Here is a 24811-nt window from a genome sequence, read left to right on the forward strand (position 1 = left end):
TGAGCGGTGCCCGTCTCCGGGCGGGCCGACGGGCGCGGATCACGACACACCCGGCCAACTTCTTTCTCGTTAACTGTGTTTTGACAAGAGCTCCGCGTGGGACACTCCTCGATGTCAGACTGGTGTGAGCTGAAGCCCGTTGTGAAGTAGATGCGAACTCTGATATCAATAAGGTGTTAGCTGTCGAGGGAACGTTCTCATCGGAAGAGAACGCGTCCCGCGGCAACCGGGGGACCGATGACCGCGCCGAGAGCGCGGCGGAGGCGAGGAACGAGACCATGGCTGCGGCACGTCGGTACGCCGGTCACACGCTCCCCGTCGAGGGGCATCGATGAAGATCGCGATGGTGGGGACGCGGGGCGTCCCCGCGCGCTACGGCGGGTTCGAGACCTGTGTCGAGGAGGTCGGGCGCCGGCTGGTCGAGCGCGGCCACGAGGTGGTCGTGTACTGCCGCACGCCGTTGACCGACGGCACCGGGTCGGCGCCTGCGCTGCCGTCCGAGCACCTGGGCATGAAGCTCGTCCAGCTGCCCGCCGTGCGGCACAAGGTGCTCGAGACCCTCAGTCACACGGGCCTGTCGGCGGCGCACCTGTTCGTCCAGCAGATGCTGCACCACGGCGGCCGCACCGTCGACGTCGCGCTCGTCTTCAACGCCGCCAACTCGGTGTTCCTGCCGGCGCTGCGCGCCGCGGGCATCCCGGTGGCCACGCACGTCGACGGTCTGGAGTGGCGCCGCGCCAAGTGGGGCGGTGCCGGCCGGACCTTCTACCGCCGCGCCGAGAGCCTCGCCGTGCGCTGGTCCGACGCCCTCATCGCCGACGCCGACGGCATCGCCGACTACTACCGCGACGAGTTCGACGCCGACACCGTGCGCATCGCCTACGGCGCCCCGATCATCTCGGCCGAGCGCATCGGCCACGCCGGCATCGCCGAGCTCGGGCTGACCCCGCAGGGCTACCACCTCGCGGTCGCCCGCTTCGAGCCGGAGAACCACGTCGACCTCATCGTCGACGGCTACGTGCGCTCGTCGGCCACCAAGCCCTTGGTCGTCGTCGGCTCGGCCCCCTACTCCGACCAGTACACGGCCCGCGTCCGCGCGTTGGGCGACGACCGGGTGCGGTTCCTCGGCGGTGTCTGGGACCAGGACCTGCTCGACCAGCTCTACGCCAACTCGGCGACCTACCTGCACGGTCACTCGGTCGGCGGGACCAACCCGTCGCTGCTGCGCGCCATCGGCGCGGGCGCGCCGTCGATCTGCTTCGACGTCGAGTTCAACCGCGAGGTGACCCGCGCCGCCGGCCGCTATTTCAGCGACGCCGACGACGTCGCCCGCCTCGTCGACGCCGCCGAGGCCGACCCGGCCGCGACCGCCGCGCGTGGTCGCGCCGGCCAGCAGCGGGCCCGTGACTACGACTGGGACGACGTCGCCGGCCGCTACGAGCAGCTGTGCGCGGAACTGCCCGCGCGTCGGGCCGCGCTGGCCGAGGGCACCCGCCCGACCGGCAAGCGCATGCCCGCCCGCCCGCTCACCCCGGCACCGGTCGCGCCCGTGACCGCCTCGGTCTTCCACGGCCGCCGGGCCCTCGTCCTCGGCACGTTCGACGTGCTGCGCAGCTCGCAGCTGGACCTGCTCGCGCGGGCGAACCGCGAGAGCGACCGCGTCACGGTCGGCGTCCTCGACCGCACCGCGTCGGACCCGGTCGCCCCGCGCGGCGAGGTCGTCAACACCCTCACCGACCGGCTCCTGCTCGCCCAGCACCTGCGCGGGGTCGACGAGGTCATCGACGTCGACGACCTCGACCCGGTCAAGCTCGCCGCCGACTTCGACGTCGTCTACCTCGACGACACGGTCGGGGTCGAGTCCCACGACAGCGAGTTCACCGACCGTCTGCTGGTCGGCGACGCCCCGCGGGAGAACGCGCCCCGGCGGTTGCGGGTCGTCACCGACGCCGACGCCGGCGAGCGCTCCGGTCTGGTCGTCGGGTACATCCCCGGCGCCTGGGACGCCCTGCACGCCGGGCACATCGCGATCCTCGACCGGGCCCGGCAGATGTGCGACCGGCTCGTCGTCGGGGTCGCCGACGACGAGACGCTGCTCGCGGTGAAGGGCCGGCTGCCGCTGGTCCCCCACGAGGAGCGCATGGCGATCGTCGCGTCGCTGTCGATGGCCGACGAGGTCGTCGCCGACCGCAGCTCGGACAAGCGGCTCGCGTGGGCCGAGGTCCACTTCGACGTGCTGTTCAAGGGCACCGACTGGCAGGACACCCCGAAGGGCCGCAAGCTCGAGGCCGAGATGGCCGAGGTCGGCGCCCGACTCGAGTACCTGCCCTACACCTGGCGGATCTCCACCACCCGCATCCGCAAGCGCCTGGACGCGCTCAGCGCGTGACCCGGCCGGGGCGGCTCACCCGGGTGCTCGACGCCCGCATCAGCCGGCTCAAGGGCGGCGACTACCGGCTCGACCCGGCGCTCGCACCCGCGGACCTGCTCGGCGAGGTGGGCCGGCGCGCGGTCATGCGGGTGCGGGGCAGGGTCGCGTTCCCCCGCCGGCCGCACCCGCCGTTCGTCGCCGCTGGCGCGCGGTTCGTCCACCGCGGCAAGCTGCACTTCGGCCGCGGGGTGACCTTCGGGCGCGACAGTCACGTCGATGCCCTGTCGCGCGAGGGCGTCCGCCTCGGCGACAACGTCAACGTCGGCCCGCGCACCCGCATCGAGGCGACCGGTCAGTTGCAGCACCTCGGGGTGGGGATGGTCGTCGGCGACGACGTCGGGCTGGGCACCGACTGCTTCTACGGGTGCGCCGGCGGGATCGAGATCGGGCCGGACACCATCGTCGGCAACTGGGTCGGCATGCACAGCGAGAACCACCGCTTCGAGCGTCGTGACGTCCCGGTGCGCGAGCAGGGTGTGACCCACCAGGGCATCGTGGTGGGTCGTGACTGCTGGATCGGGGCCAAGGTGACCGTGCTCGACGGTGTGCGGCTGGGCGACGGCGCGGTCGTGGCGGCGGGCGCCGTCCTCGTCGCCGGGGACTACCCCGGCCACGCGGTCTACGGCGGCGTGCCCGCCCGCCGGATCGCGGAGCGCTGACGTCGTGAGCAGTCCCTCGGGGTTCCGTGCCGCCTACGCCCGGACCCGGTCCTCGCAGAAGTCGCACGTCGGCGCACCGGGGTGGTCGCGCTGGGTGAACCGCCCGCTCGGGCGGATCTTCGCGGCGGCGGCCTTCCGCGTGGGGGCGACCCCCAACCAGGTGACGGTGCTCAGCACCCTGGTCACGCTCGGCGGGGTCGTGTCGATCGCCGTCTTCCGGCCGACCTGGGTGACCTCCACCGGCATCGTCGTGGCGCTCGTCCTCGGCTACGCGCTGGACTCCGCCGACGGCCAGTTGGCACGGCTGCGGGGCGGCGGCAGCGTCGCGGGGGAGTGGCTGGACCACGTCACGGACGCGGTGAAGAACACCGGCATCCACCTCGCCGTCCTGGTGTGTGTGTACCGGCACTTCGACGTCGCCGACGGCTGGTTGCTCGTCCCGATCGGGTTCACGCTCGTGGCTTCGGTGTTCTTCTTCAGCGTCATCCTGTCCGAGCAGTTGCGGAAGGCCCAGGGCAAGGGGTCCTCGCGTCGCGCCGTCACGACGACCGGCGGTCGTGCGCCCGTGCTGCGGTCCCTGCTGGTCCTGCCCGCCGACTACGGCATCCTCTGCGTCGCGCTGGTGCTGCTGCCTGCGCCGACCGCGTTCCTCACCGTCTACACGGTGCTGTTCGGCTTCGCGGTCTTCTTCCTCGTCGGCGGCCTGCGCAACTGGTTCCGCGAGATGAGCGGGTTCGCGGCCTGAGCCTGCTCGCCGGCCCAGTCCCACGCCCGGTCTGACGTTTCCGGACAAGTTCTGCAGGAAGCTGTCAACCTCTCACGAACAGGTGATGTGAGGCCCGTGTTGGGTATTGTCTTCCCCGGGTGCGACTTCCCGCGGCGAGGTCTACACAGTGGTCTCACGCGGTGAAGTGATCCGCCCGTCCGGGACCACCGGACCGTCCGTCCGACCGGCGAGGAGGCCGTCGTGCCGCTGCACACGCCGCTGTGCCGGGTGCTCGCCGCCGTCGCGCTCCCGCTGGTCGCCGCCGTCACGCTGACCGCGTGCGGCGGGTCCGATCCCGCCCCGGCACCGACGACCTCGGCCGCGCCGTCGAGCGCCACGCCCACCAGTGCGGCTCCCTCGACACCCTCGACCACGGCGGCGACCACGTCCGCGCCGAGTTCGAGCCCCACCGCTCCCCTGACGACCGCCGCCCCGCCGGCGGGCGGGGACCCGGGGACCAAGGCGCCGGTGCCGATCGCGAGCGCGGCCACCTTCACACCCGGCCTCACCGCCACGGTGATCACCATCGAGCCGATCACGACCACCGCCTCGTTGCCCGGCGAGATCGCAGGTCCGGGGGTCAGGCTCACCCTGGCGATCCAGAACCGGTCGTCGAGCCCGCTGGACCTGGGCAACGTCACCGTCGACCTGCAGGACTCCTCCGGGTCGTCCGCGACTCCCCTCACGGGGAACGGGTCGAAGCCGTTCACCGGCACCGCCGCGCCGGGCGGGTCCGCCACCGGCGTCTACGTGTTCACGCTGCCGGTCGACGACCGGTCGGGCGTGCGTCTCTACGTCACGAGCAAGGCGTCCCTGCCGGTCGTCGTGTTCACCGGCGACCTCGGCTGAGCGCCGGGGTCCACCCCCTTCGTCTGGAGTGCCCATGAGTGTCTCGTCGCTGCGCCGTGTCCCGCGCGCGGCCGTCGTCGCCGGTGCCGGTGCGGCCGTGCTGCTGACGGCCTCGCTGCTGTCCGCCCCGACCGCCCGCGCGGACGTGCCGCCGTTGCAGGTCCCCTCCGACAGCATGGTCACCGCCGACGCCCTGCCCACCGCGCAGATCGACGGCGTCGCCTGGGCGCAGGCCGTCCAGGGCAACACGGTCTACGTCGGCGGCGAGTTCACGACCGCCCGCCCCGCCGGCGCTGCGCCGCGCACGCAGACCGTGCCCCGCGGCAACCTCATGGCCTACGACCTCACGACCGGTGTCATGACCGCCTGGGCCCCCGTGGCCGACGCGCAGGTCGACGCGGTCGCGCTCAGTCCCGACGGCAAGCGCCTCTACGTCGGCGGTCAGTTCACGAAGATCACGGAGAAGGTCGGCTCGACCACCACCACCTCGAGTCGCTACCGGCTCGCGGCGTTCGACACCGCCACCGGGCGGCTGATCGCCGGGTTCCAGCCGAGCATCAACTACACCGTCAAGTCCATCGTCGCGACCAACTCCACCGTGTACGTCGGGGGTGCGTTCGCGAAGGTGAACAACGTCGCGCGCAACCGGGTCGCCGCGCTGCGGGCCAGCGACGCCGGCTTGCTGCCGTTCAACCCCGGCGCCGACGCCCAGGTCAACGCGATGGTGCTGACCCCGGACCGGTCGATGCTGATCCTCGGCGGGTCGTTCCAGAACGTCGCCGGGGGCGCCGCCTACGGGCTCGCCGCGGTGTCGTCCAGCACCGGTGCGCTCAAGCCGTGGCAGGCGAACACGGTGGTCCGGAACGCGGGCAAGAACTCCGCGATCACCTCGCTCACCACCGACGGCACGTCGATCTACGGGTCCGGGTACGTGTTCGGCACCGGCGGCAACCTGGAGGGGGCGTTCAAGGCCAACCCGACCACCGGTGCGATCACGTGGATCGAGGACTGCCACGGCGACACCTACGGCGTGTACGCGTCCTCGGCGGCCATCTACACCGCGGGTCACGCCCACTACTGCGGCAACATCGGCGGCTTCCCGCAGATCAACGGGACCTGGTACCGCGCGATCGCCTTCACCCCGAAGGCGACCGGGACGATCAACCACGACCCGACCAACGGGTCGTACCACGACTGGTACGGCCAGAAGGCGCCGTCGCTGGTCACCTGGTTCCCCCACCTCGAGCCGGGCAGCTACACCGGTGCCACGCAGGCGGCCTGGACCGTCACGGGCAGCGGGAAGTACGTCGTGTTCGGCGGGGAGTTCCCGACCGTGAACGGCGTCGGTCAGCAGGGTCTCGTGCGGTTCGCGAAGCCGGCGGTGGCACCGAACGCCGTCGGACCGCAGGTCGAGGCCGGCAAGTTCGTCCCGACCCTCACCTCGACCACCGCGGGTGAGGTCACGGTGTCCTGGACCGCCAACTACGACCTCGACGACACCGAGCTCACCTACAAGGTCTACCGCGACAGCACCGGGACCGGGCTGGTCGGCACCGTGCGCGGGACCTCGACCCCGTGGACACGGCCGACGCTGAGCATCACCGACCGCGGTCTGACCTCGGGGAGCAAGCACGGGTACCGGGTCTTCGCGATCGACCCCGACGGCAACACCGTGCGGGGCAACACCGTCATGATCACCGTGCGGTGAGTCCTCACGCGGACCGTTGGCCCATGCAACGGTGACTGCCTGGCAGAGTAGGGCGACGTGACGGGTCCGACGGTGCTGGTGGCGCACCCGTCGACCGAGCTGTACGGCTCGGACCGGGTGATGGTGGAGACGGCCCTCGGGCTGCGCGAGCGCGGCTACCGGGTCGTCGTCACCCTCCCCACGCGGGGGCCGCTGACCGACCACCTGGCCGAGCTCGGGCTCGAGGTCGTCACCGTGCCGAGCCCGGTGCTGCGCAAGAGCGCGCTCTCGCCACGCGGGCTGCTGCGGCTCGCGCTCGAGACCGCCCGGGCGACACCTCCGGGCTGGCGCCTGCTGCGCGAGCGCGGGGTGGACGTGGTCGTGGTCAACACCATCACCGTCCCGTGGTGGCTCGTGCTCGCGCGGTGGTCGCCGTCGGGCTCGCGGCCCGCGCTGTGCCACGTTCACGAGGCCGAACGTTCGGCGCCCCGGCTGGTGCGGCGGGCGCTCACGCTGCCGCTGCTGCTCGCCCGACGCGTGGTGACCAACAGCCGGTTCAGCCGTGACGTCATCGCCGACGTCGCGCCGCGCCTCGCGCGGCGCACCGAGGTGGTCCTGAACGCGGTGCCCGGCCCGCCCGTCGTCGTCCCGGCGCGCGACACCCTCGAGGGGCCGGTACGTCTGCTGTTCGTCGGGCGACTCTCGCCGCGCAAGGGACCGGACGTCGCGGTCGCCGCCCTGGCCGAGCTGGTCGCGTCCGGGGTCGACGCCCGGTTGGACCTGCTCGGCGCGGTGTTCCCCGGGTACGAGCCCTTCGAGGAGCAGCTGCGCGCCGACGTCGCGCGGCTCGGCCTGGGGGACCGGGTGACGTTCCTCGGCTTCGAACCTGACGTGTGGCCGCGGCTGGCCGCCAGCGACATCGCGATCGTGCCCTCGACGGTCGACGAGCCGTTCGGCAACACCGCGGTCGAGGCGGTGCTTGCGGCGCGGCCCGTGGTGGTGAGCCGGACCAGCGGACTGGTCGAGGCGGCCGCGGGGTACCGCGGCGTGGTGCAGGTGCCGCCCGGCGACGCCGGCGCACTCGCCGCCGCGGTGCGGACGGTCGTCGAGGACTGGGGACGGTTCCGCGCGGCCGCGCTGGCCGACGCCGCGACCGCCGCCGACCGGCACGGGCCGGAGGTCTACCGGACCCACATGGCCGATCTCGTCGACGCGCTGCGGGTGGCGCGGCCGCCTCGACGGGAGCGCGGATGAGCGCGGACGCGGAGGTCGTGGTCGCGATCGTGAGCTACCGGCGCCCCGACGACCTGCGGACCGCCCTCGCGGCCGTCGTCCCGGAGGCTCGCCGCCTCGACCCGCCGGCCGGGGTGCTGGTGGTCGACAACGACCCGGAGGGATCGGCCCGCGACGTCGCGGCCGCGGTCGACGGCGTCGGGTACGTGGTCGAGCCGGCCCCGGGCATCGCCGCCGCCCGCAACCGCGCCATGGACCACAGTGCTGGCAGTCGGTTCCTCGTGTGGCTCGACGACGACGAGCACCCGGAGCCCGGATGGCTCGCGGCCCTGGTCGGCACGGCGCGGAGCACCGGCGCGGCCGCCGTCGCCGGCCCGGTGGTCTCGGTGTTCGACACCGCGCCCGACGCGTGGGTGAGCGCCGGACGCTTCTTCGACCGGCGCCGCCTGCCCACCGGCACCCGGATCGACCAGGCCGCGACGAACAACCTGTTGCTCGACCGCGACCAGCTGGACGGTCTGCGCTTCGACCCCGCCTTCGGGCTGACCGGCGGATCGGACACCCTGTTCACCCGGACGCTGGCGCGGCGCGGGCGGTTGCTCGTGTGGTGCGACGAGGCGGTCGTGCTCGACCGGGTGCCGGCCGACCGGGTGTCGCGCTCGTGGGTGGTGCGACGTGCGTTCCGCATGAGCAACACCGGGGTGCGGGTCGATCTCGTCCTGGCCGGGGGGACCGGCGCACGGCTCACGGTCCGGGCACGGGACGCCGCCCGTGGTCTCACCCGGGTGGCCGGTGGGAGCGCGCGGATGCTGCTCGGGGTGGTGCGGCGCTCGCCCGGCGACCGGGTGCGGGGTCTGCGCACCGTCGTGCGGGGCGCGGGCATGGTGTCGGCCGCGACCGGCTACGTCTACGCCGAGTACCGCCGTGACCGCGCCGGCCGGGGGTGGCGCCCGTGGCGTCGGTGACCCCACGGCCGGGTCTCGCGATCGTGGTCGTGAACTACGGCGCGGCGCACCTGGTCGAACCCAACCTGCTGCGGGCGGCCCCGGCCGCCACGACCGTCGTGGTCGTCGACAACCTGGCCTCGGCCGCCGACCGTGCCGCGGTCCGCGTCGCCGCCGATCGGCACGGGTGGGAGCTCGTCCTGTCACCGGGCAACGTCGGCTTCGGGGCCGCGGTCAACGCGGGGGTCGCCCGCGCGACGGCGCTGGGGAGTTCGCGCTTCCTGGTCCTGAACCCCGACGCCACCGCCGATCCCGAGGTGGTCGCCGCGCTGGCCGACCACGTCGACGAGCACCGCATGTCGCTCGTGAGCCCGCGGATCGAACGACCGGGCCGCGCCAAGGCGTGGTTCGTCGGCAACGTCGTCGACCCCCGTTCGGGTGATGTCCGGCGCGACCCTTCGCTCGGGGCGGCCGACGACACCTGGGGGTGGTTGACCGGTGCCTGCCTGGCGTTCCACGAGCAGGTGTGGAACGCCGCCGGCGGTTTCGACGAGCGGTACTTCCTGTACTGGGAGGACATCGACCTCAGCCGCCGGGTCGTCGAGGCGGGCGGCACCCTGACCGTGCGCTCGGACCTGGTGGCCTGGCACGACGTCGGCGGGACGCAGAGCGAGGAAGCCCCGGCGGGCACAGGTAAATCTCCGGTGTACGTGTACCGGAACTGTTGCAACCGGCTACGGTTCGCGGCCTACCACCTCGGCCGGCGTGAGCGGCTGGGCTGGCTGCTGCGCACGCCGGTGGCGAGCGCCAAGATCGCGCTGCGCTCCGGGCCACGCGTCGCCCTCAGGTCGCCGGCCACGATGTGGGCGGCGATCCGAGGATCGTTGGTGGGTGCAACGATCGCACTGACGGCCCCGACTCCGGGTGGGGCTCAGCGGCGGTCGAAGCGGTAGACGGCGTCGGACGGACCCCGCCACACCTCCGAGCCCGCGAAGCCGGCGTCGGTCAGCACGGCGTCCTCCGCGGCGATGTCGGCCGCGGACTCGTCCAGGCGCCGCACGACCCACACGACCGGCAGCCCGTCGAGGCGGTCCCGCGCGTCCGACAACCGCGCCGACGTCCCCCACAACGAGCCGTCGGCCGCGCCGGTGGTCAGCTGCGTGACGTCGACCAGGCCGCGGAAGGCGTCCGGGTAGGCGGTCTCGACCGTGCGCATCGTGGTGGTGACCGGTTTGCCGGCCGGCACCGCACCCCGCGGCGCGAAGTACACGCCCTCGCCCGCCCGCGCGTGGTCCTCGACGTAGGCCGCGAGCGCTGACCAGTCCGTGCTGTTCTTCGCGAACGCCGTGCGCTGCGAGACGTAGACCGGCGCCGCGAGCACGACCGCGACCGCGAGCACCACCACCGCGCCCCGGCGGGTGCGGGTCGCCAGCACCGCCCCACCCCGCGCGACCAGGATCGCGAGGGCCGGGGTGGCGAAGGTGAGGTACCGCGGCACGTACATCGGTGCCACCGCGACCGAGTACAGGCCGATCACCAGTGCGGGCACGGCGATCCACAGCACCAACCACCACCGCAGGTCCAGCCGGCCGTCCGCCCGGCGGGTGAGCGCCACCAGCACCAGGGCCCACCCGACGAGCGCGAGCGCGACCGCGGCGACGCTCCACGTCACCGTGAACGCCGACGGTGAGCTCGGACGCAGCGCCGCGGTGACCGGTGTCGGGGTGTCGCCGAGGAACCACTCGGTGACGACCAGGGATCTGGCGAGGTCGGGCAGCGAGAGCTTCGACGCGATGCCCAGCTGCGAGGTCTGACCGGACGACCGGAGCACCACCGGCGCGGCCAGGACGGCCCCGACCACCGCCGCGGCGAGCCACGAGAGCACCACGGCACGGGCGGCGGCGGGCGTCGTGCGGCCCCGCCCCAGCAGGAGCAGGGCGCCGTGCACGACCACGAGCAGGGCGAGGTAGACGAACAGGGCGACCCCGAACCCCGCGAGCACGGCGTAGGCGGCCCACCCGAGCAGGCGGGTCCGCCGGGTGGCGAAGCCGCCGTCCGCGGCCGTCACGGCGAGGACCGTGAGCCACACCGCGACCGCAGCCGTCAGCGCGTACGGCCGGGCCTCGATGCCCGCCCAGGTGACACGGGGCAGCACCGCGAAGACCACACCGGCGAGCAGGGCGGTGCCGGGTCCGTACGCCCGGCGGGCGAGGACGACGACACCCACCGCCGCCAGGCCGATCGCAACGGCGCTCGGGGCGCGCAGTGCGGTGGGGGAGGTGCCCGCCACCGCGGTCCACACGTGCAGCAGCAGGTAGTAGACGCCCTGGGCCGCGTTGGTGTTGCGGGTGAGGTCGAGCAGGTGGCCGACCGAACGCTCGGCGGCCGAGACCGAGGCCGCCTCGTCGTACCAGAGCGAGACGTGCCAGGCGGGCACGATCGCGACCACGGTGGCGGCGAGGAACAGCGCGACCAGCAGGAGCGGGGAGTGCGCGGCGGGTGCGGTCCGTGCGGTGCGCGGGCGCGGCGCCTCGACCATCGACCACTCCCGCCCCGCCGGCAGCTCGTCGACGACGTCCGCGCGCGCCGCCGGGGGTGCGCGCGAGCGGTCGCGACCCTATCAACGGCAGGAGGTCCCGCTCCGGACGCGCGTCGCGTCCTGACCGGGTCACCGCGGATCTCGAGCGCCGGACCCGACCCGACCCCGCTGGCGTTCTTGAGGAACTGAGTCCCTCGCTTCTTGAGGAACGCGAGGAGAGGGCCGGCTCCGCCACCTCTGATTCTCAAGAAACCAGAAACCTCAAGTACCGCAAGGGATTCAGTACGTCCGACTGTGTCCCCTTGTGTCCGGTTCGTTCCAGCAAATGTTGGATCAATGTGAGTCGGACGCGAGTAAAACTTGAAACTTGCGGGCATCTAGAGCTCGCTGCCTTCCCCCGAGGCGATTTCCCCGATCGTCAGCACAAGGAGTTCCCCCGATGTCCCAGACCTCTCGTGTCCTCCCGACCCCCGCCCCGCTCGCGTTCCGCTCGCGCAAGGCCGCCGCTGTCGTCAGCGGCGTCGCCGTCGCGGCCACGGTCGCCGGCGTCGCCTTCGCGGCCACGTCCCACGCGACCGACGCCACCACGATCCGCATGGGTGTCGGCGCCGCCCCGGTCGCCGACTCGCGCGGCGTCACCTGGGCCCCCGGCTCCGGCTTCACCGGTGGCCGCCTCGCCTCGGCCCCGCCGGCCGGCACGGTCATCCGCGGCACCGACGACCAGGGCATCTACAACGCCTCGCGGTTCGGCATGACCGGCTGGGCCGCCCCGGTCGTCAACGGCTCGTACGACGTCACGCTCCGCATGGTCGACACCTGGTACGGCAAGGCCAACAACCGGATCTTCTCGGTCACCGCCGAGGGTCAGCCGGCGCTCACCAACATCGACATCGCCGGCGCGGTCGGCATGTACGCCGCCTACGACCGGACCTTCCGCGTGACCGTCGCCGACGGCACCCTCAACCTGGGCTTCGCCGCCGCGAAGAGCGCCTCGACCGTCAGTGCGATCGCCGTCGTCCCGGTCGTCGTGACCCCGCCGACCCCGCCGTCGACCCCGCCGTCGACCCCGCCGAGCACGCCCCCGAACCCCGACGGCGGCATCACCAACCCGCCCACGACGCCCTCGACCCCGCCCAGCACCCCGCCGTCGACCCCGCCGAGCACCCCGCCGAGCACCCCGCCGTCGAACCCGCCGACGTCGAACCCGCCCACCCCGCCGAGCACCGACGAGCGTCCGGGCCCCACCAACACCGGTGTCCCGGCGGGCACGGTGCTCACCCGCCTCGACGGCTTCCAGGTCTTCAACCGGGCCGGCGCGACCTACCAGAACCTCGACATCCACGGCCGGGTCCGGATCGCCGCCCCGAACATCACCATCAAGAACTCGATCATCCGCGGCGACCGCTCCACCACGATCGGCTCGATCGTCGACGTCAACTACCCCGGCATCGACCACTCCGGCTTCGTCCTGCAGGACAGCGAGCTGGTCCCCGAGTTCCCCTCCTGGAAGCAGGACGGCATCCTCGGCAGCGGCTACACCGTGCTCCGCAGCAACATCCACGGCACGACCGACGCGGTCAAGATCACCGGCAACAACGTCACCGTCCGTGACTCGTGGCTGCACGACACCCTGTACTGGGCCCAGGCCGACCCGAACGGCAGCTACCCCGACACCCACAACGACGGCATCCAGGCCGTGGCCGGCAGCAACTTCACCTTCGTCCACAACACCATCACCGGGAACCGCAACTCGGCGATGATGCTCGGCCAGAACAACACCAAGATCTCGAACGTGACGTTCTCCGACAACTACGTCGGCGGCGGGTCCTGCTCGGTCAACACCGCGGCGCGGGCCAACGGCGCCATGGGTCCGCTGACCATCCAGGACAACACGTTCCTGGCCGACCAGACCAACCCGGGCTGCGCGATCATCGGCAACCCGGTGACCACCACCTTCATCCTCGGCGGCAACGTCTGGGCCAACGGCAGCCCGGTCGTCCTGTCCCGGGGCGCCTGACCAGAGCGACCACACGTCCCAGCGGCCGCAGCCCTCGCGGCCCCGCTGGACCCCGGCGGGGTGACACCCGCCGGATCTCGGGGGCGGAGCCCGACGACACCACCCGGTGTCGTCGGGCTCCGACGTTCCCGGGGTCGACCGGTCGAAACCGGGGGATCACCTCCCCGAAGCTGGCCGGTCGCGCAAGATATCCTCAAGCTCAGTGTCTTTCCGGGAAGGCTCCAGTACGGTCTTTGTTAGGTCGCGAACGGTCAGCCACCGTTGCACCACACACCTGGGGGAACGTCCGGCCTTCGAGCCGCGGGCGGCGGGTGCGACCGACGTACAGCGAGACGCTGTTCCCCCTCGGAGGGGAACCGTTTCCGTGAACCAACCCGCGTCGTCCGCACCTCGGACCCGTGCCCGGCACCTCGCGCGTACCGGCGTGACCGCCGTGGCGGTGGCGGCACTCGCCGCCGCCGGCGCCGTCGTCCTCGCCGCTCCGGCGCAGGCGGCGGGTCTCTCGCCGGTGGTCGCCCCGGGCGCCGGCACCGTGACCGGCGACGCCCTGCCCACCGCGCAGATCGACGGCGTGGCGTGGGCTCAGACGGTGGTCGGCAACACCGTCTACGTCGGTGGTGACTTCGCCACCGCGCGCCCCGCCGGCGCCGCACCGGGTACGGGCACCGTGCCCCGGACCGACCTCATGTCCTACGACGTCACCACCGGTGTCATGTCGAACTGGGCGCCCGTGCTCAACAACCAGGTCTACGCGGTCGCGGTCTCGCCCGACGGCCGACGCCTCTACGTCGGCGGGCAGTTCACGACCGTCAACGGCCTGACCCGCACGCGGATCGCCGCCTTCGACACCGCCACCGGGGCGCTGGTCTCGAGCTTCGCGCCCAAGCTCAACTACACGGTCAAGACCCTCGCCGTCACCAACACGACGGTCTACGCGGGTGGCGCGTTCGGCACCTCGGGCGCAGTGACCCGCAACCGGCTGGCGGCGTTCGACGCGACCACTGGTGCGCTGCTGTCCTGGGACCCGAACGCCGACGCCACCGTGCAGGCGATGGTGCTCACGCCCGACGGCTCGAAGGTCATCGTCGGCGGTGCGTTCCAGAACATCGGCGGCAAGCCCGCCTACGGCCTCGCCGCCGTCGACCCGGCCTCGGGTGCGCTGCTGCCGTGGGCCGCGAACCAGACGGTCCGCAACGCCGGCACGCAGTCGGCGATCCTCAGCCTCGCCACCGACGGCACCGCGATCTACGGCAGCGGCTACACCTACGGCGCCGGCGGCAACCTCGAGGGCGCCTTCTCGGCCGACCCGAACACCGGCGCGGTCAACTGGGTCGAGGACTGCCACGGCGACACCTACGGCGTGTACTCGACCGGCTCGACGGTCTACACCGTGAGCCACGCCCACTACTGCGGCAACGTCGGGGGTTTCCCGCAGACGAGCCCGTGGACCTACTCCCGCGCGATGGCGTGGACCCCGCAGGCCACCGGCACGATCGGCCACGACCCGCTGGGTTACCACGACTGGTTCGGCACGCCCAGCCCGTCGATCGTCAACTGGTTCCCCGACGTCGCGCCCGGTTCGTACACCGGCGTCACGCAGGCGGCCTGGTCGGTCGCCGGCGACAGCCGCTACGTCGTGCTGGGCGGGGAGTTCCCGACCGTCAACGGCATCGCGCAGCAGGGCCTGGTCCGGTTCGCCGTCCCGAGCATCGCGCCCGGCAAGGAGGGTCCGCGACTCTCGGGTGCCAACTGGACCCCGACGGCGCTCGCGCTGCCCGGCGGCGCGGTCCGCGTCTCGTTCCCCGCGAACTGGGACCGCGACGACACCTCGCTGACCTACAGCGTCATCCGTGACAGCAACACCGCCTCGCCGGTGTACCGCACCACGGCGACCTCGACCTACTGGCAGCGGCCCAACCTCGGCTTCGTCGACAACTCCCTCACCCCGGGCGCCAAGGCCACCTACCGCGTGGTCGCCGCGGACCCGCGCGGCAACCAGGTCAGCAGCGCGACCGTGACCGTCACCGCCTCCGGCGGGGCCCCGATGGGCGCCTACGGCCGGGCGGTCGTGGCCGACGGCGCGAGCCACTACTGGCGCCTCGACGAGACCAGCGGCAACACCGGCTACGACCAGGCGGGCTTCGACGACCTCACCGCCTCGGGCGGGGTGGGCGGTGGCGCCGCGGGCGCGCTCGACGGCGACACCGACACCGCCGCCACGTTCGACGGCTCGAACGCCGGGTTCGCCGCGAGTTCGACGGCCGTCCCGGGTCCGGACACGTTCACCGAGGAGGCGTGGTTCAAGACCACGACCACCAACGGCGGCAAGATCGTGGGCTTCGGCAACAGTCGCACCGGAACGTCGAGCAGCTACGACCGGCACATCTACATGGACACCTCCGGACGTCTGTTCTTCGGCGTCTACAACAACGCGTCGTACACGGTGAGCACGACCGGTGCCTACAACAACGGTCAGTGGCACCACGTGGCCGCCACCCTCGACTCCACCGGCATGACGTTCTACGTCGACGGCGTGCGGGTCGGCCGCAACGCCGGCACCACCGTCGGCCAGCCGTACAGCGGGTACTGGCGCGTGGGCGGCGACTCGTCCTGGAGCGGCAACGCGTTCCTCGCCGGCACGATCGACGAGGTGGCGATCTACCCGACGGCGCTCACCAGCGCGCAGGTCACCCGCCACTACACGCTGTCGGGCCGCACGCTCGCGGGCGGACCCACGCCGACGGACCGCTACGGCGTGGCCGTCGTCGCGAACGACCCCGACGTGTTCGTCCGCCTCGACGACGCCGGCCCACCCACCGCGCTCGACTCCTCGGGCTACGGCGCGAACGGCACCTACGTGGGGGGCGAGACGTTCGGCGTCAGCAGCCCCGTCACCGGTGCCAACGGGCGGGCGGTGCGTTTCGACGGCAACGAGGGCAGCTCGCTGGCCATCGGTCCGGTCTCGAACCCGACCGTGTACTCGCAGGAGTTGTGGTTCAACACCACGACCACCCGCGGCGGCAAGCTCATCGGCTTCGGCAGTGCGGCGAGCGGGCGCAGCGGCAGCTACGACCGCCACGTCTACATGGACCCGAACGGCCAGCTGAACTTCGGCACCTACACGGGTCAGCTCAACATCGTGACCTCGCCGCGTTCGTACAACGACGGCGCGTGGCACCAGGTCGTCGCGACGCAGGGCCCCGACGGTATGAAGCTCTACGTCGACGACGTGCTCGTCGGCACGAACCCGCAGGCCGCCGCGCAAAACTACAACGGCTACTGGCGCATCGGCGGCGACACCGCCTGGAACAACACCGCGTACTTCGCCGGGACGATCGACGAGGTCGCGATCTACTCCACCGTGCTCACCGCGGCGCAGGTCGACGCCCACTTCCACGCCTCACCGGTCGGCGGCGTGCGCAACACCGCCCCGCAGGCGTCGTTCACCTCGTCGACCGCGGCGCTCACGGCGAGCTTCGACGGCACCGGGTCCTCCGACAGCGACGGCACGGTCGCCTCCTGGGCGTGGGACTTCGGCGACGGCACCACGGGCAGCGGCGCCACCGTGTCGCACCCGTACGCGGCCGCCGGCACCTACCCGGTCACCCTCACCGTGACCGACGACGGCGGGGCCACCGCGACCCGCAGCGGCACGGTCACGGTCGTCGCGCCGAACCGGCCGCCGGTCGCCGCGTTCACCTCGAGCACGTCGGGCCTCACGGCCTCGTTCGACGGCAGCGGCTCCAGCGACCCGGACGGCACGGTGTCGTCGTACGCGTGGTCGTTCGGTGACGGCGCCACCGCGAACGGCGTGACGGCGTCGCACCCCTACGCCGCGGCCGGCACCTACACCGTGACGCTCACCGTCACCGACGACGCCGGGGCCACCGCGACCGGCACCGGCCAGGTCACGGTCACCGCACCGGTCAGCCCGACCGTCGCCGCGGACACCTTCGCCCGCACCACCGCCCGCGGCTGGGGCAGCGCCGACACCGGTGGTGCCTGGACCGTCAAGGGCCCGTCCGCGGCGAACTGGTCGGTCGGCTCCGGTCGCGGCTCGGCGGTCGTCGCCGCGGGCATCACCTCCCAGGCCGAGCTCACCGCGGTGTCGGCCACCGACACCGACTCCCGGGTGGACGTCTCGCTGAACGCGGTGCCGAACGGCGGCGGCGCGATGCTGTGGCTCGGCGCTCGTCACACGGCCTCGTCGGACTACCGCATCCGGGCCAAGGTGCTCGCCACCGGCGTCGTGCAGATCTCGCTGAGCAAGGTCGTCGGCGGCGTCGACACCGCGCTCGCGTCCTCGACGCTCACCGGGGTGACCTACAAGGCCGGCACGACGCTCACGATGCGTCTCGCCACCGTCGGGTCGTCGTCGGTCGCGCTGACGGGCAAGGTGTGGGACGCCTCGACGCCGGAACCGGCCGCCTGGCAGCTGTCGGCCACGGACTCGTCGTCGCCGATCGGGGCCGGCGACACCTGGCTCTCGGCCTACCTGTCGGGCTCGGCCACCAACGGCCCGGTCACCTGGAACGTCGCGAACCTCGCGGTGGTGCGCAGCACGCCGTGACCCGCGGTCGTTTTGCCGCCCCGCCCGCGACACGGGACACTGGCGGCGTGGCGGTGCGGGAACGGGCGGCGACCCTGCGCCGTCCCGGCGCCGGTGGCAACGCCGCGGTGCGGGGGGTGCTCCGCAGCGGCGGCGCGAGGCTCGCGGTGCTGCCCGTCAGCGCGGTGCTGGGGATCGTCTGCACCCGCCTGATCATCGACCACTACGGCACGGCGGCCTACGCGCAGTACACGCTGCTGGTCGGCATCATCAACGTGCTGCCGTTCGCGGACCTAGGCATGTCGGCTGCGATCATGAACGCCGTCGCGTCGTCGCGGGACCCGGCGCACGACCCGGCCGTGCACCGGGTGCTGCTGACCTCGATCCGGGTGCTGTTCGCGTCGATGGCGGTGTTCCTCGTCGCCGCGCTCGCGTTCCTGTTCTCCGACGTGTGGCCCGGGGTCCTCGGCGACGGACTGCTCCCCGTCAGCGGCCCGGTCGCCGCAACCCTGTGTCTGGTCGTCATCGGCATCTCGCTGCCGGTGGGGTTCGGGCAACGCATCCTGTCCGGCCTCGGGCGCAACCACGTCACGGTGATCCTGCTCGGGCTGCAGACCCCCGTGATGCTCGTGGTGCTGCTGCTCATGACCTCGCTCGACCTCCCGGGCGGCGCCTACCTCGCGGTCATCGCGTACCTGGTCACCTTTGTCATCTCGGCCGTCACGTGCTGGACCGCTGCGCGCCGCATCACGCCGGCGGTGGGCACCGCCCTGCACGACGTGCCGCGGCTGCGCACCGAACGCGGCGCGGAGGTGATGTCGACGGCGTGGCCGACGCTCGTGCAACTCATGGCCCTGCCGATCGCGTTGCAGACCGACCGCATCGTGCTCTCCCACGTCACGAGCCTCGACCAACTCGCCCAGTACAGCCTCGCCTCGCAGATGTTCACGCCGGTCGGGGCAGTCGTCGCCGCCGCGGGCTTCGCGTTGTGGCCGGTGTTCGCCAAGGCCCGGGCACAGGGTGGGCGCACGGCGTCGCCGCAGAAGCTCTCGCTGGCGTTCGGCGCGACCGCGGCCCTGGTGTGCCTGCTCATCGCCCTGGTCTCACCGTGGCTCGCGCGCGCGGCGTCCGGTGGCGAGATCAGCCTGTCGATCCCGCTGATCCTGGCGTTCGGCGCGTTCATGGTGGGGCAGGCTCTGAAGAACCCGCTCGGCATGTACATGACCGCGCCCGAGGGGTTGCGGTTCCAGGCCTGGATCATCCTGTTCGCCCTGGTGCCGGCGAACCTGGCGCTGTCGATCGTGCTGGCCCACGCGATCGGCGCGCCCGGGCCGGTGATCGCCTCGGCCGTCACGGTGCTGCTGTGCCAGGTGCTGCCCAACTGGTGGTGGGTCCGCCGCGACCAGCGCCGCCGGGCGGCCGCCGAGGTCCCCGCGGGCGGACCCGGGACCTCCGGCGGGGCCGAGGAACCAGCGGCTCAGCCGGGATAACCGAGTTCGCGCAGCAGCGGCCCCGCCTCCGCCTCGACCTCGGCCAGCGCCTCGGCCGACAGGTCGGTGCGCCAGCGACCGGAGGCGGTCGTGCGGGCCGCCGCGAACGCGCGGACGAACTCCGTCTCGCGGTCGCCCGCGTCGAGGAAGGCCGCCACCCGCCGACCGGTCGCCGCGGGATCCGCGACCATCTCCTCGTAGCGGATCGCGAGCGCCCGGCCGGGGAGTTCGGCGAGGCTCGCGCTCGCGGTGGTCTCGTAGCGCCGCCACACCCACGCCGCGCGGCGCACCTCGCTCGCGGCCTCGAACTCCTCGGCGCGGCCCGGCTCGACCCAGAACCGTGCCGACCGGCCGAACACCTGGCCGACCTCGTCGGTGCGCTGCGTCTGACCGAGCCACCCCTTGGCGAGCAGCGACGCCACGACGTCGCGGCCGTCGCGGGTCAGGTGCACGAAGCGGGCGCCGGGCAGGTCGGTCGCGATCGCCGGGATGAGGAAGGTCGTCTCCGGGGTCTGTTCGATGCCCCGCTCGCCCGAGGTGAGCCCGACCCGCTGCGACCGGGCGAGGATGCGGCGCACCCGACGACCCGCCACCTCCGGCGGCAGTTCGACCAGTTCGGGCAGCCGGCCCTTGAGCGGCTTGAGCTCGCCGAGGTCGACGAAACCCGGTACGGCGGCGATGGTCTCGGCCGTGAACGTCGTGCCGCTGCGGGGGCTGCCGACCACGAACACGGGGCGGTCGTCGAACCGGCGCAGCGCCCGGCGCGGGTGCATGCCGTTGAGCCGGTGGCTGTGGCGGGTCGCCTGCAGGTAGCGACCGAACACCTGACGGCCGGCGGCGAGCGGGCGGGCGACGGCCGGGGGGACGGCGCTCACGGCTCCGCCCCGACGGCGCGGGCGGCGGCGGCGCGGACGGCGACAGCGGACCGCAGCGGCACGAGGACCGCGAACGCGAAGCAGACGTCGCGCCAGTTGGTGTAGATCGGACCGAACGCCAGCACCCACAAGGCGACCAGCCCGGAGTAGAGGCCGAGGCCGCCAATGGTGCGGTCGGCGAGGCCGCGGCTGATGAAGGCCACGATCAGCGCGAACGACAGCAGGCCCAGCGCGAGCCCGATCAGACCGAACTCGGCCCACAGGTCGGCCACGACCGAGTGCAGGTTGAGGCTGTCGCCGAACATGTAGTGGTCGACGTAGCCGTTGTGGGTGACGTCGAGCCCGACGCTCGCGAGCCCCTGTTTGGCCTCGACGATCTCGCTCCACTGGGGCAGCACGTCCGGGCCGAAGCCGGTCGGGTGCACCCGCATGAGCTGCAGGGTCGCGGCCCACTCGGGTCGTCCGCCGACGATGAGCGATCCCGCGGCGTCGACCTGGGTGAGCGACTCGGTCTGCAGGTCGGCGCCGAGGAAACCCCGGGTGAGCGCGAACGTCGCGAGCCAGTAGGTGGCCCCGGCGAGCGCGGCGACGAGGATCGCGGGTGCCGCCCGGTTCATGCGGCGTCGACCCGAGGAGCGCATGGCCATCCAGACCAGCAGCACGGCGGTGAGCACGCAGTACCCCATGTAGCTGCGGGCGTCGTCGACGATGCCGGCGAGCCCCAGCACGACCGCGACGGCCGCGGTGGTCACCTTGCGACCCAGGCGGTCGGCCAGGGAGAGGGCGATGATCGCGACCGGGCCGGTGAAGTAGTACTTGTAGCCCGTCGGGCCGTAGGCGGCGCCCGTGCCCGCGGCGGCGAGGAACAGCCCGAGGCCGTAACACAGGCCGACCCGCCACAGCGGCAGCACCGTGCGCGCCCACGTCACGATGAGCACGACGGCGGCACCGGTGGCGAGCACCGTCACCTGACCCAGCGCGAGGCCACCGGTGGCACCGAGGGGCAGGTCGGCGGTCGAGCGCAGGACGTACCCGGAGATCAGCGCGGCGACGGCCAGGGCGGTCCAGAGCTGGACCAGCCGGCTGCGGCGGGTCGCGGCGGCGACGACCGGGGCGAGCACGACCAGCAGCACCAGCGTCGCCGACACGTACTTGGTCAGCGCGTACTGGTAGCCGGCCGCGGCGAGGACGGCCTGCGCGATCGCCGGTTCGACGAACCGGGGCGCGTCCGAGGGCGGGGTGGTGCCGGCGCCGACGGCGGCGGACCGGGGCAGCACCGGGGCCGCGCGATCGGTCACGGGACGGGAATCTACGGTCTCGGGCCGACCGGTGCGCGGCGCAGCGCCCGTCGCCTCAGGCGGCGGGCGAGCAGGAACGCGTCACGGTGGGCCACCGCCGCGTCCGGCCACCGGCGGGCGGACAGGTCGGGGGAGCCGTCGGGGGTGCCGACGGCCAGCGCGGCGGCGAGGTCCTCGGCCTCGAGCGGCGCGGTGTACCGGCGCACCCACGCCTCGCCGACCTCGGTCGCCAGGGCGCGCGTGGTGGGGGTGTCGGGGACGAGCACCGGCCGGTCGAGCGAGAGGGCCGCGAGCGCGCCGCCGGAGTTGTGCAGCTCCTGGTAGGTCAGCGCGACCAGTTCGGCCTCGCCGACCTCCCGAACGAAGGTGTCGTCGTCGACGTGCTCGAGCCGGAGGGTGATCCGCGGGTCGGCGTCCGCCGCCGCCACCACCCGCCTCGCGACGCCGGGGTCGGGCACGGCGCCGACGACGTGCAGCGACGACCCCGGGACGTCGGCCGCACGGAACACCTCGACCAGGCGGTCGACCTGCTTGTACGGCCGGACGATCCCCGCGCTCACCACCCGACCGGGGACGGCCTCGGGGTGGGGGTGGGGTGCGTACCAGTCGCGGTAGTCCCCGTGCAGGACGACCCGGTGCGGGACGGCCTCCCCGGCCGCGGTCCGCCCCTCCGGCGTCTCGGGGTTGAGGTGGATGCGCACGGTGGTGAGGGCGTCGAGGCGGGTGAGGAGGAACCGGGCGATCCGCCCGACGTCCTCGTGCGGACGCAGGTTGTGCACGGTGCGCACCACCGGGGTGCCCGCGGCCCACCACCGCAGCAGGAGCAGGGCGAACCGCAGCTGACCGGCGGCCGCCCGGGCCGGGGTGCGACCCGCGACGAGGATCTCCGGCCAGTGCAGGTGGACGACGTCGTAGCGGCCGAGCAACGCCAGGCGCCAGTCGAAGGTGAGGACCTCGACGTCACCCCGGGCGGCGAGGCTCTGCGCCAGCTGCACCACGTAGGGGTTGGTGGTCGGGCGGGGCGCGCGGAAGGACTCCAGCACGACGATCGGCCGCGCCGCGCTCCCACGTCCCACGGCGTCAGCTTGCCGGGCCCACCTGGGGATGTGCCGAGCGGGGATCGTGGCGAGGTGCCCAGGGGCCGATCGGCGGTTACGATCCGACCGCCATGATCACAGCCCTGTCACGTCGGGACGCCCGGCCGACCTCCGAGGCCTCCCACGTGCGGTGGGTCTCGTGAACCTGCGCACCTACCTGCGGGCGATCCGCAAGCGGTGGTGGTGGGTGGTCGCCCTGACCGTGGCCGGCGGTGCGCTCGGTGTGGCCGCGGTGGTCGCCGCGACCCCGATCTACGTCAGCACCGTGACCTTCTTCGTGTCGACGTCCCCGGGTGGCGACGGCAACAACTCCGCCGTGTCGGCCGACCAGTTCGCCCAGCTCCGTGCCACGTCGTACGCCCAGCTGCTGAGCTCGGATCGGGCCGCGCAGGCCGTCATCGAGCAGTCCGGCATCGACCTCGGGCCGAAGGACGTCGCGAGCCGGATCTCCGGATCCGTCACCCTCAACACCGTCCTGCTGACCGCGACCATCACCGACGACGACCAGGCCCGGGCGTTGCTCATCGCCCAGGCGCTCGCCGACACCTTCCCCAAGCTCGTCCAGCAACTCGACGCGCCCCTGACCGGGTCGACCGAGACCACCGTGTCGCTGGAGCCGGTGAGCGGGCCGTCGGTGAGCAGCCACGCCGTCTCGCCCAAGCCGACCCTCTACGTCGGGTTCGGGATCATCGCCGGGTTGGTGCTCGGCCTGTTCGCCGCCGCGGTCCGCGACCGCTTCGACACCGCGGTGCGGTCCACCGACGACCTCGAGGGCGTCACCGACGCGCCGCTGCTGTCGGCCGTGCCCGAGGACAACACGGCGAAGGTCGCCCCGCTGGTCTGGGGCAGCCGGGCGGTGTCGCAACGCGCCGAGGCGTACCGGCGGCTGCGGACGAACCTGCAGTTCGCCGACGTCGACAACCCGGTGCGGGTCATCGTCGTCACGTCGGCGGTGGCCGGTGAAGGCAAGTCCTCGACCTCGGCCAACCTCGCGCTGTCGTTCGCCGACTCCGGGCGCCGGACCGTGGTCGTCGAGGCCGACCTCCGACGTCCGAAGCTCGCGGACTACTTCGAGGTCGACCGCTCGCTCGGGCTCACCGACGTCCTCGCCGGCCGCGCCGACCTCACCCACGTGCTGCAGCCGTGGGGCGGCACCGGCCTCTACATCCTGCCGAGCGGGTCGATCCCGCCGAACCCCTCGGAGCTGCTGGGCAGCCGCAACCTGCGCGGGCTGATCGAGACGCTGCGCGAGCAGTTCGACGTCGTCATCGTCGACACCCCGCCGGTGCTGCCGGTGACCGACGCCGCGGTCGCCGCCGCCGCGCCCGGTGTCGACGGCGTCGTGTTCGTCATGTCGTACGGCCAGACCAAGCGGGCGCAGGTCGCCGCGGCGATCTCCTCGCTCGAGGCGGTGGGCGGCCGGGTGCTCGGGCTGGTGCTCAACAGCAGCCCGTCCAAGACCAAGGGCTACGGCAGCTACAGCGCCTACGAGAGCGGCGCGGGTCTCACCGAGGTCATCGACGTCAACGCCGACCAGTACGCCACCGCGCCGCGGTCGCGCGTGCGGGCCGGTGTCGAGGGACGCCCCACCCGTGCGGAGTCGCGGGCGCTCAACGGTGCCCGCAGCGACGGCACGGAGTCGTCGGCCCCGAGCACGCCGGGAGTCAGCGCGGAGTCGGAACCGCCGCCGCGATGACGGCTGACGCCGCGGCGATCTGTGCTGCGGTGCGCTGGTAGGCCTCGAACGGGCCACCGATGGGGTCGGTCAGGTCGTCGTCGTCGGCCCGGGCCGGGAACGACAGGCCCCGCCCGCCGGCGGCGGCGCGTAGGAGTTGGTCGCCGGGGTGCTCGTCACCCTCGGACCCGACCTCGACGCCGGTCGCGCCCGCGGCGCGGATGAGGCGGGTGAACTGGTGCAGCGTGAAGATGCGGCCCGCGGCCATCGGGGCCAGCGCCACGGCGGCTCCCCGGTGCGCCCGGGTGGCGGCGAGGACGAGGTCGCTGCCCTCGACCAGCTCGGCGGTGAGCGGCCGGGAGCGCCAGTCGTCCGGCAGGGCGAGGCCTCGCTCGGCCAGCGCCGCGGCCGTGAGCGGGTGGACGCCGAGACCGGGACGGGCGCGCACTCCCGCCGACGACACCGCCCACGAACCCGGCACCGCGGCGAGGTCGGCCCGCAGTTGGGCCTCCATGTCCGGCGAGCGGCACAGGTTCGCGGTGCAGAGCGTGAGGACCTCGAAGCGGCGGTGGCGACCGGCGGTGGCTCCCGCCCGCTGCACCGCCAACCCCGCCGTCATCCCCCCAGTGTCGCCCGTCGCGCGGGCCGCCGCGACCTGACCGGGCTCACGCTCAGGTGGTCCTGACCTCGGAGCCGGGTCCA

General features: G+C 73.1%; 17 protein-coding genes and 1 pseudogene. 13 read left to right on the forward strand and 5 right to left on the reverse strand.

Annotation, left to right across the window (positions count from 1 at the left end; all coding sequences use genetic code 11):
- Nucleotides 1-331: 331 nt before the first annotated feature.
- The 9 genes and pseudogenes from ACXR2U_RS17080 to ACXR2U_RS17120 form a co-directional block, all read left to right on the forward strand.
- Nucleotides 332-1510 (forward strand): annotated as a pseudogene (locus tag ACXR2U_RS17080) (DUF1972 domain-containing protein); the annotation flags it as partial.
- Entirely contained in the window at nt 1511-2389 is an 879-nt protein-coding gene (locus ACXR2U_RS17085) for an adenylyltransferase/cytidyltransferase family protein (RefSeq protein WP_458826293.1), read from the forward strand.
- Nucleotides 2386-3090 carry a DapH/DapD/GlmU-related protein gene (locus ACXR2U_RS17090; RefSeq protein WP_458826269.1) on the forward strand — a complete coding sequence of 235 codons (705 nt, stop codon included), beginning with the start codon at nt 2386-2388 and terminating at the stop codon, nt 3088-3090. Before ACXR2U_RS17085 ends, ACXR2U_RS17090 begins: the two co-directional genes overlap by 4 nt.
- Before the next feature lie 4 nt (nt 3091-3094).
- Nucleotides 3095-3835, forward strand: a complete 741-nt coding sequence (locus tag ACXR2U_RS17095) for a CDP-alcohol phosphatidyltransferase family protein (protein WP_458826270.1) — start codon at nt 3095-3097, stop codon at nt 3833-3835.
- 222 nt (nt 3836-4057) lie between these two features.
- Nucleotides 4058-4705, forward strand: coding sequence for a hypothetical protein (locus ACXR2U_RS17100; protein WP_458826271.1), 648 nt, complete (start codon nt 4058-4060; stop codon nt 4703-4705).
- A gap of 34 nt (nt 4706-4739) precedes the next feature.
- A complete protein-coding gene (locus ACXR2U_RS17105; RefSeq protein ID WP_458826272.1) occupies nt 4740-6413 on the forward strand; it encodes a fibronectin type III domain-containing protein in 1674 nt (557 codons plus the stop codon).
- A gap of 57 nt (nt 6414-6470) precedes the next feature.
- Nucleotides 6471-7646, forward strand: coding sequence for a glycosyltransferase family 4 protein (locus ACXR2U_RS17110; protein WP_458826273.1), 1176 nt, complete (start codon nt 6471-6473; stop codon nt 7644-7646).
- Nucleotides 7643-8590, forward strand: a complete 948-nt coding sequence (locus tag ACXR2U_RS17115; RefSeq protein ID WP_458826274.1) for a glycosyltransferase family 2 protein — start codon at nt 7643-7645, stop codon at nt 8588-8590. The genes ACXR2U_RS17110 and ACXR2U_RS17115 overlap by 4 nt, the downstream gene beginning before the upstream one ends.
- Nucleotides 8578-9522 (forward strand): glycosyltransferase, encoded by a 945-nt coding sequence (locus tag ACXR2U_RS17120; protein WP_458826275.1) that lies wholly within the window; start codon nt 8578-8580, stop codon nt 9520-9522. Before ACXR2U_RS17115 ends, ACXR2U_RS17120 begins: the two co-directional genes overlap by 13 nt.
- On the opposite strand, the gene ACXR2U_RS17125 is transcribed toward ACXR2U_RS17120, so the two are convergent.
- Complete coding sequence (locus tag ACXR2U_RS17125) at nt 9501-11108, reverse strand: glycosyltransferase family 39 protein (protein WP_458826276.1); 1608 nt, start codon at nt 11106-11108, stop codon at nt 9501-9503. The genes ACXR2U_RS17120 and ACXR2U_RS17125 overlap by 22 nt on opposite strands.
- Nucleotides 11109-11547: 439 nt before the next feature.
- On the opposite strand from ACXR2U_RS17125, the gene ACXR2U_RS17130 reads away from it, so the two are divergent.
- The 3 genes from ACXR2U_RS17130 (at nt 11548) to ACXR2U_RS17140 (ending at nt 19164) form a co-directional block, all read left to right on the forward strand.
- Nucleotides 11548-13125 (forward strand): malectin domain-containing carbohydrate-binding protein, encoded by a 1578-nt coding sequence (locus tag ACXR2U_RS17130; protein WP_458826277.1) that lies wholly within the window; start codon nt 11548-11550, stop codon nt 13123-13125.
- A gap of 424 nt (nt 13126-13549) precedes the next feature.
- Entirely contained in the window at nt 13550-17695 is a 4146-nt protein-coding gene (locus tag ACXR2U_RS17135) for a PKD domain-containing protein (protein ID WP_458826278.1), read from the forward strand.
- Between the two features lie 47 nt (nt 17696-17742).
- Nucleotides 17743-19164 (forward strand): lipopolysaccharide biosynthesis protein, encoded by a 1422-nt coding sequence (locus ACXR2U_RS17140; RefSeq protein ID WP_458826279.1) that lies wholly within the window; start codon nt 17743-17745, stop codon nt 19162-19164.
- Here ACXR2U_RS17140 and ACXR2U_RS17145 read toward each other — a convergent pair.
- The 3 genes from ACXR2U_RS17145 to ACXR2U_RS17155 are packed head-to-tail and all read right to left on the reverse strand — an operon-like array spanning nt 19152 to nt 22413.
- Nucleotides 19152-20039 (reverse strand): sulfotransferase family protein, encoded by an 888-nt coding sequence (locus ACXR2U_RS17145; protein ID WP_458826280.1) that lies wholly within the window; start codon nt 20037-20039, stop codon nt 19152-19154. The genes ACXR2U_RS17140 and ACXR2U_RS17145 overlap by 13 nt on opposite strands.
- Complete coding sequence (locus ACXR2U_RS17150; RefSeq protein WP_458826281.1) at nt 20036-21337, reverse strand: hypothetical protein; 1302 nt, start codon at nt 21335-21337, stop codon at nt 20036-20038. Before ACXR2U_RS17150 ends, ACXR2U_RS17145 begins: the two co-directional genes overlap by 4 nt.
- Nucleotides 21338-21348: 11 nt before the next feature.
- Nucleotides 21349-22413, reverse strand: coding sequence for a glycosyltransferase family protein (locus ACXR2U_RS17155; RefSeq protein WP_458826282.1), 1065 nt, complete (start codon nt 22411-22413; stop codon nt 21349-21351).
- 160 nt (nt 22414-22573) lie between these two features.
- Here ACXR2U_RS17155 and ACXR2U_RS17160 point away from each other — a divergent pair, with 160 nt between their 5' ends.
- Entirely contained in the window at nt 22574-24130 is a 1557-nt protein-coding gene (locus ACXR2U_RS17160; protein WP_458826283.1) for a tyrosine-protein kinase domain-containing protein, read from the forward strand.
- On the opposite strand, the gene ACXR2U_RS17165 is transcribed toward ACXR2U_RS17160, so the two are convergent.
- Entirely contained in the window at nt 24099-24728 is a 630-nt protein-coding gene (locus ACXR2U_RS17165; RefSeq protein ID WP_458826284.1) for an arsenate reductase/protein-tyrosine-phosphatase family protein, read from the reverse strand. The genes ACXR2U_RS17160 and ACXR2U_RS17165 overlap by 32 nt on opposite strands.
- Nucleotides 24729-24811: the final 83 nt, after the last annotated feature.

Source organism: Jatrophihabitans sp. YIM 134969 (genome assembly GCF_054456675.1).

What these genes read in the sequence shown, in the direction of transcription:
- ACXR2U_RS17085 (WP_458826293.1), top strand. Translation starts at nt 1,511, where the DNA reads ATGCCCGCCCGCCCGCTCACCCCGGCACCGGTCGCGCCCGTGACCGCC.
- ACXR2U_RS17105 (WP_458826272.1), top strand. Translation starts at nt 4,740, where the DNA reads ATGAGTGTCTCGTCGCTGCGCCGTGTCCCGCGCGCGGCCGTCGTCGCC.
- ACXR2U_RS17115 (WP_458826274.1), top strand. Translation starts at nt 7,643, where the DNA reads ATGAGCGCGGACGCGGAGGTCGTGGTCGCGATCGTGAGCTACCGGCGC.
- ACXR2U_RS17125 (WP_458826276.1), bottom strand. Translation starts at nt 11,108, where the DNA reads ATGGTCGAGGCGCCGCGCCCGCGCACCGCACGGACCGCACCCGCCGCG.
- ACXR2U_RS17130 (WP_458826277.1), top strand. Translation starts at nt 11,548, where the DNA reads ATGTCCCAGACCTCTCGTGTCCTCCCGACCCCCGCCCCGCTCGCGTTC.
- ACXR2U_RS17165 (WP_458826284.1), bottom strand. Translation starts at nt 24,728, where the DNA reads ATGACGGCGGGGTTGGCGGTGCAGCGGGCGGGAGCCACCGCCGGTCGC.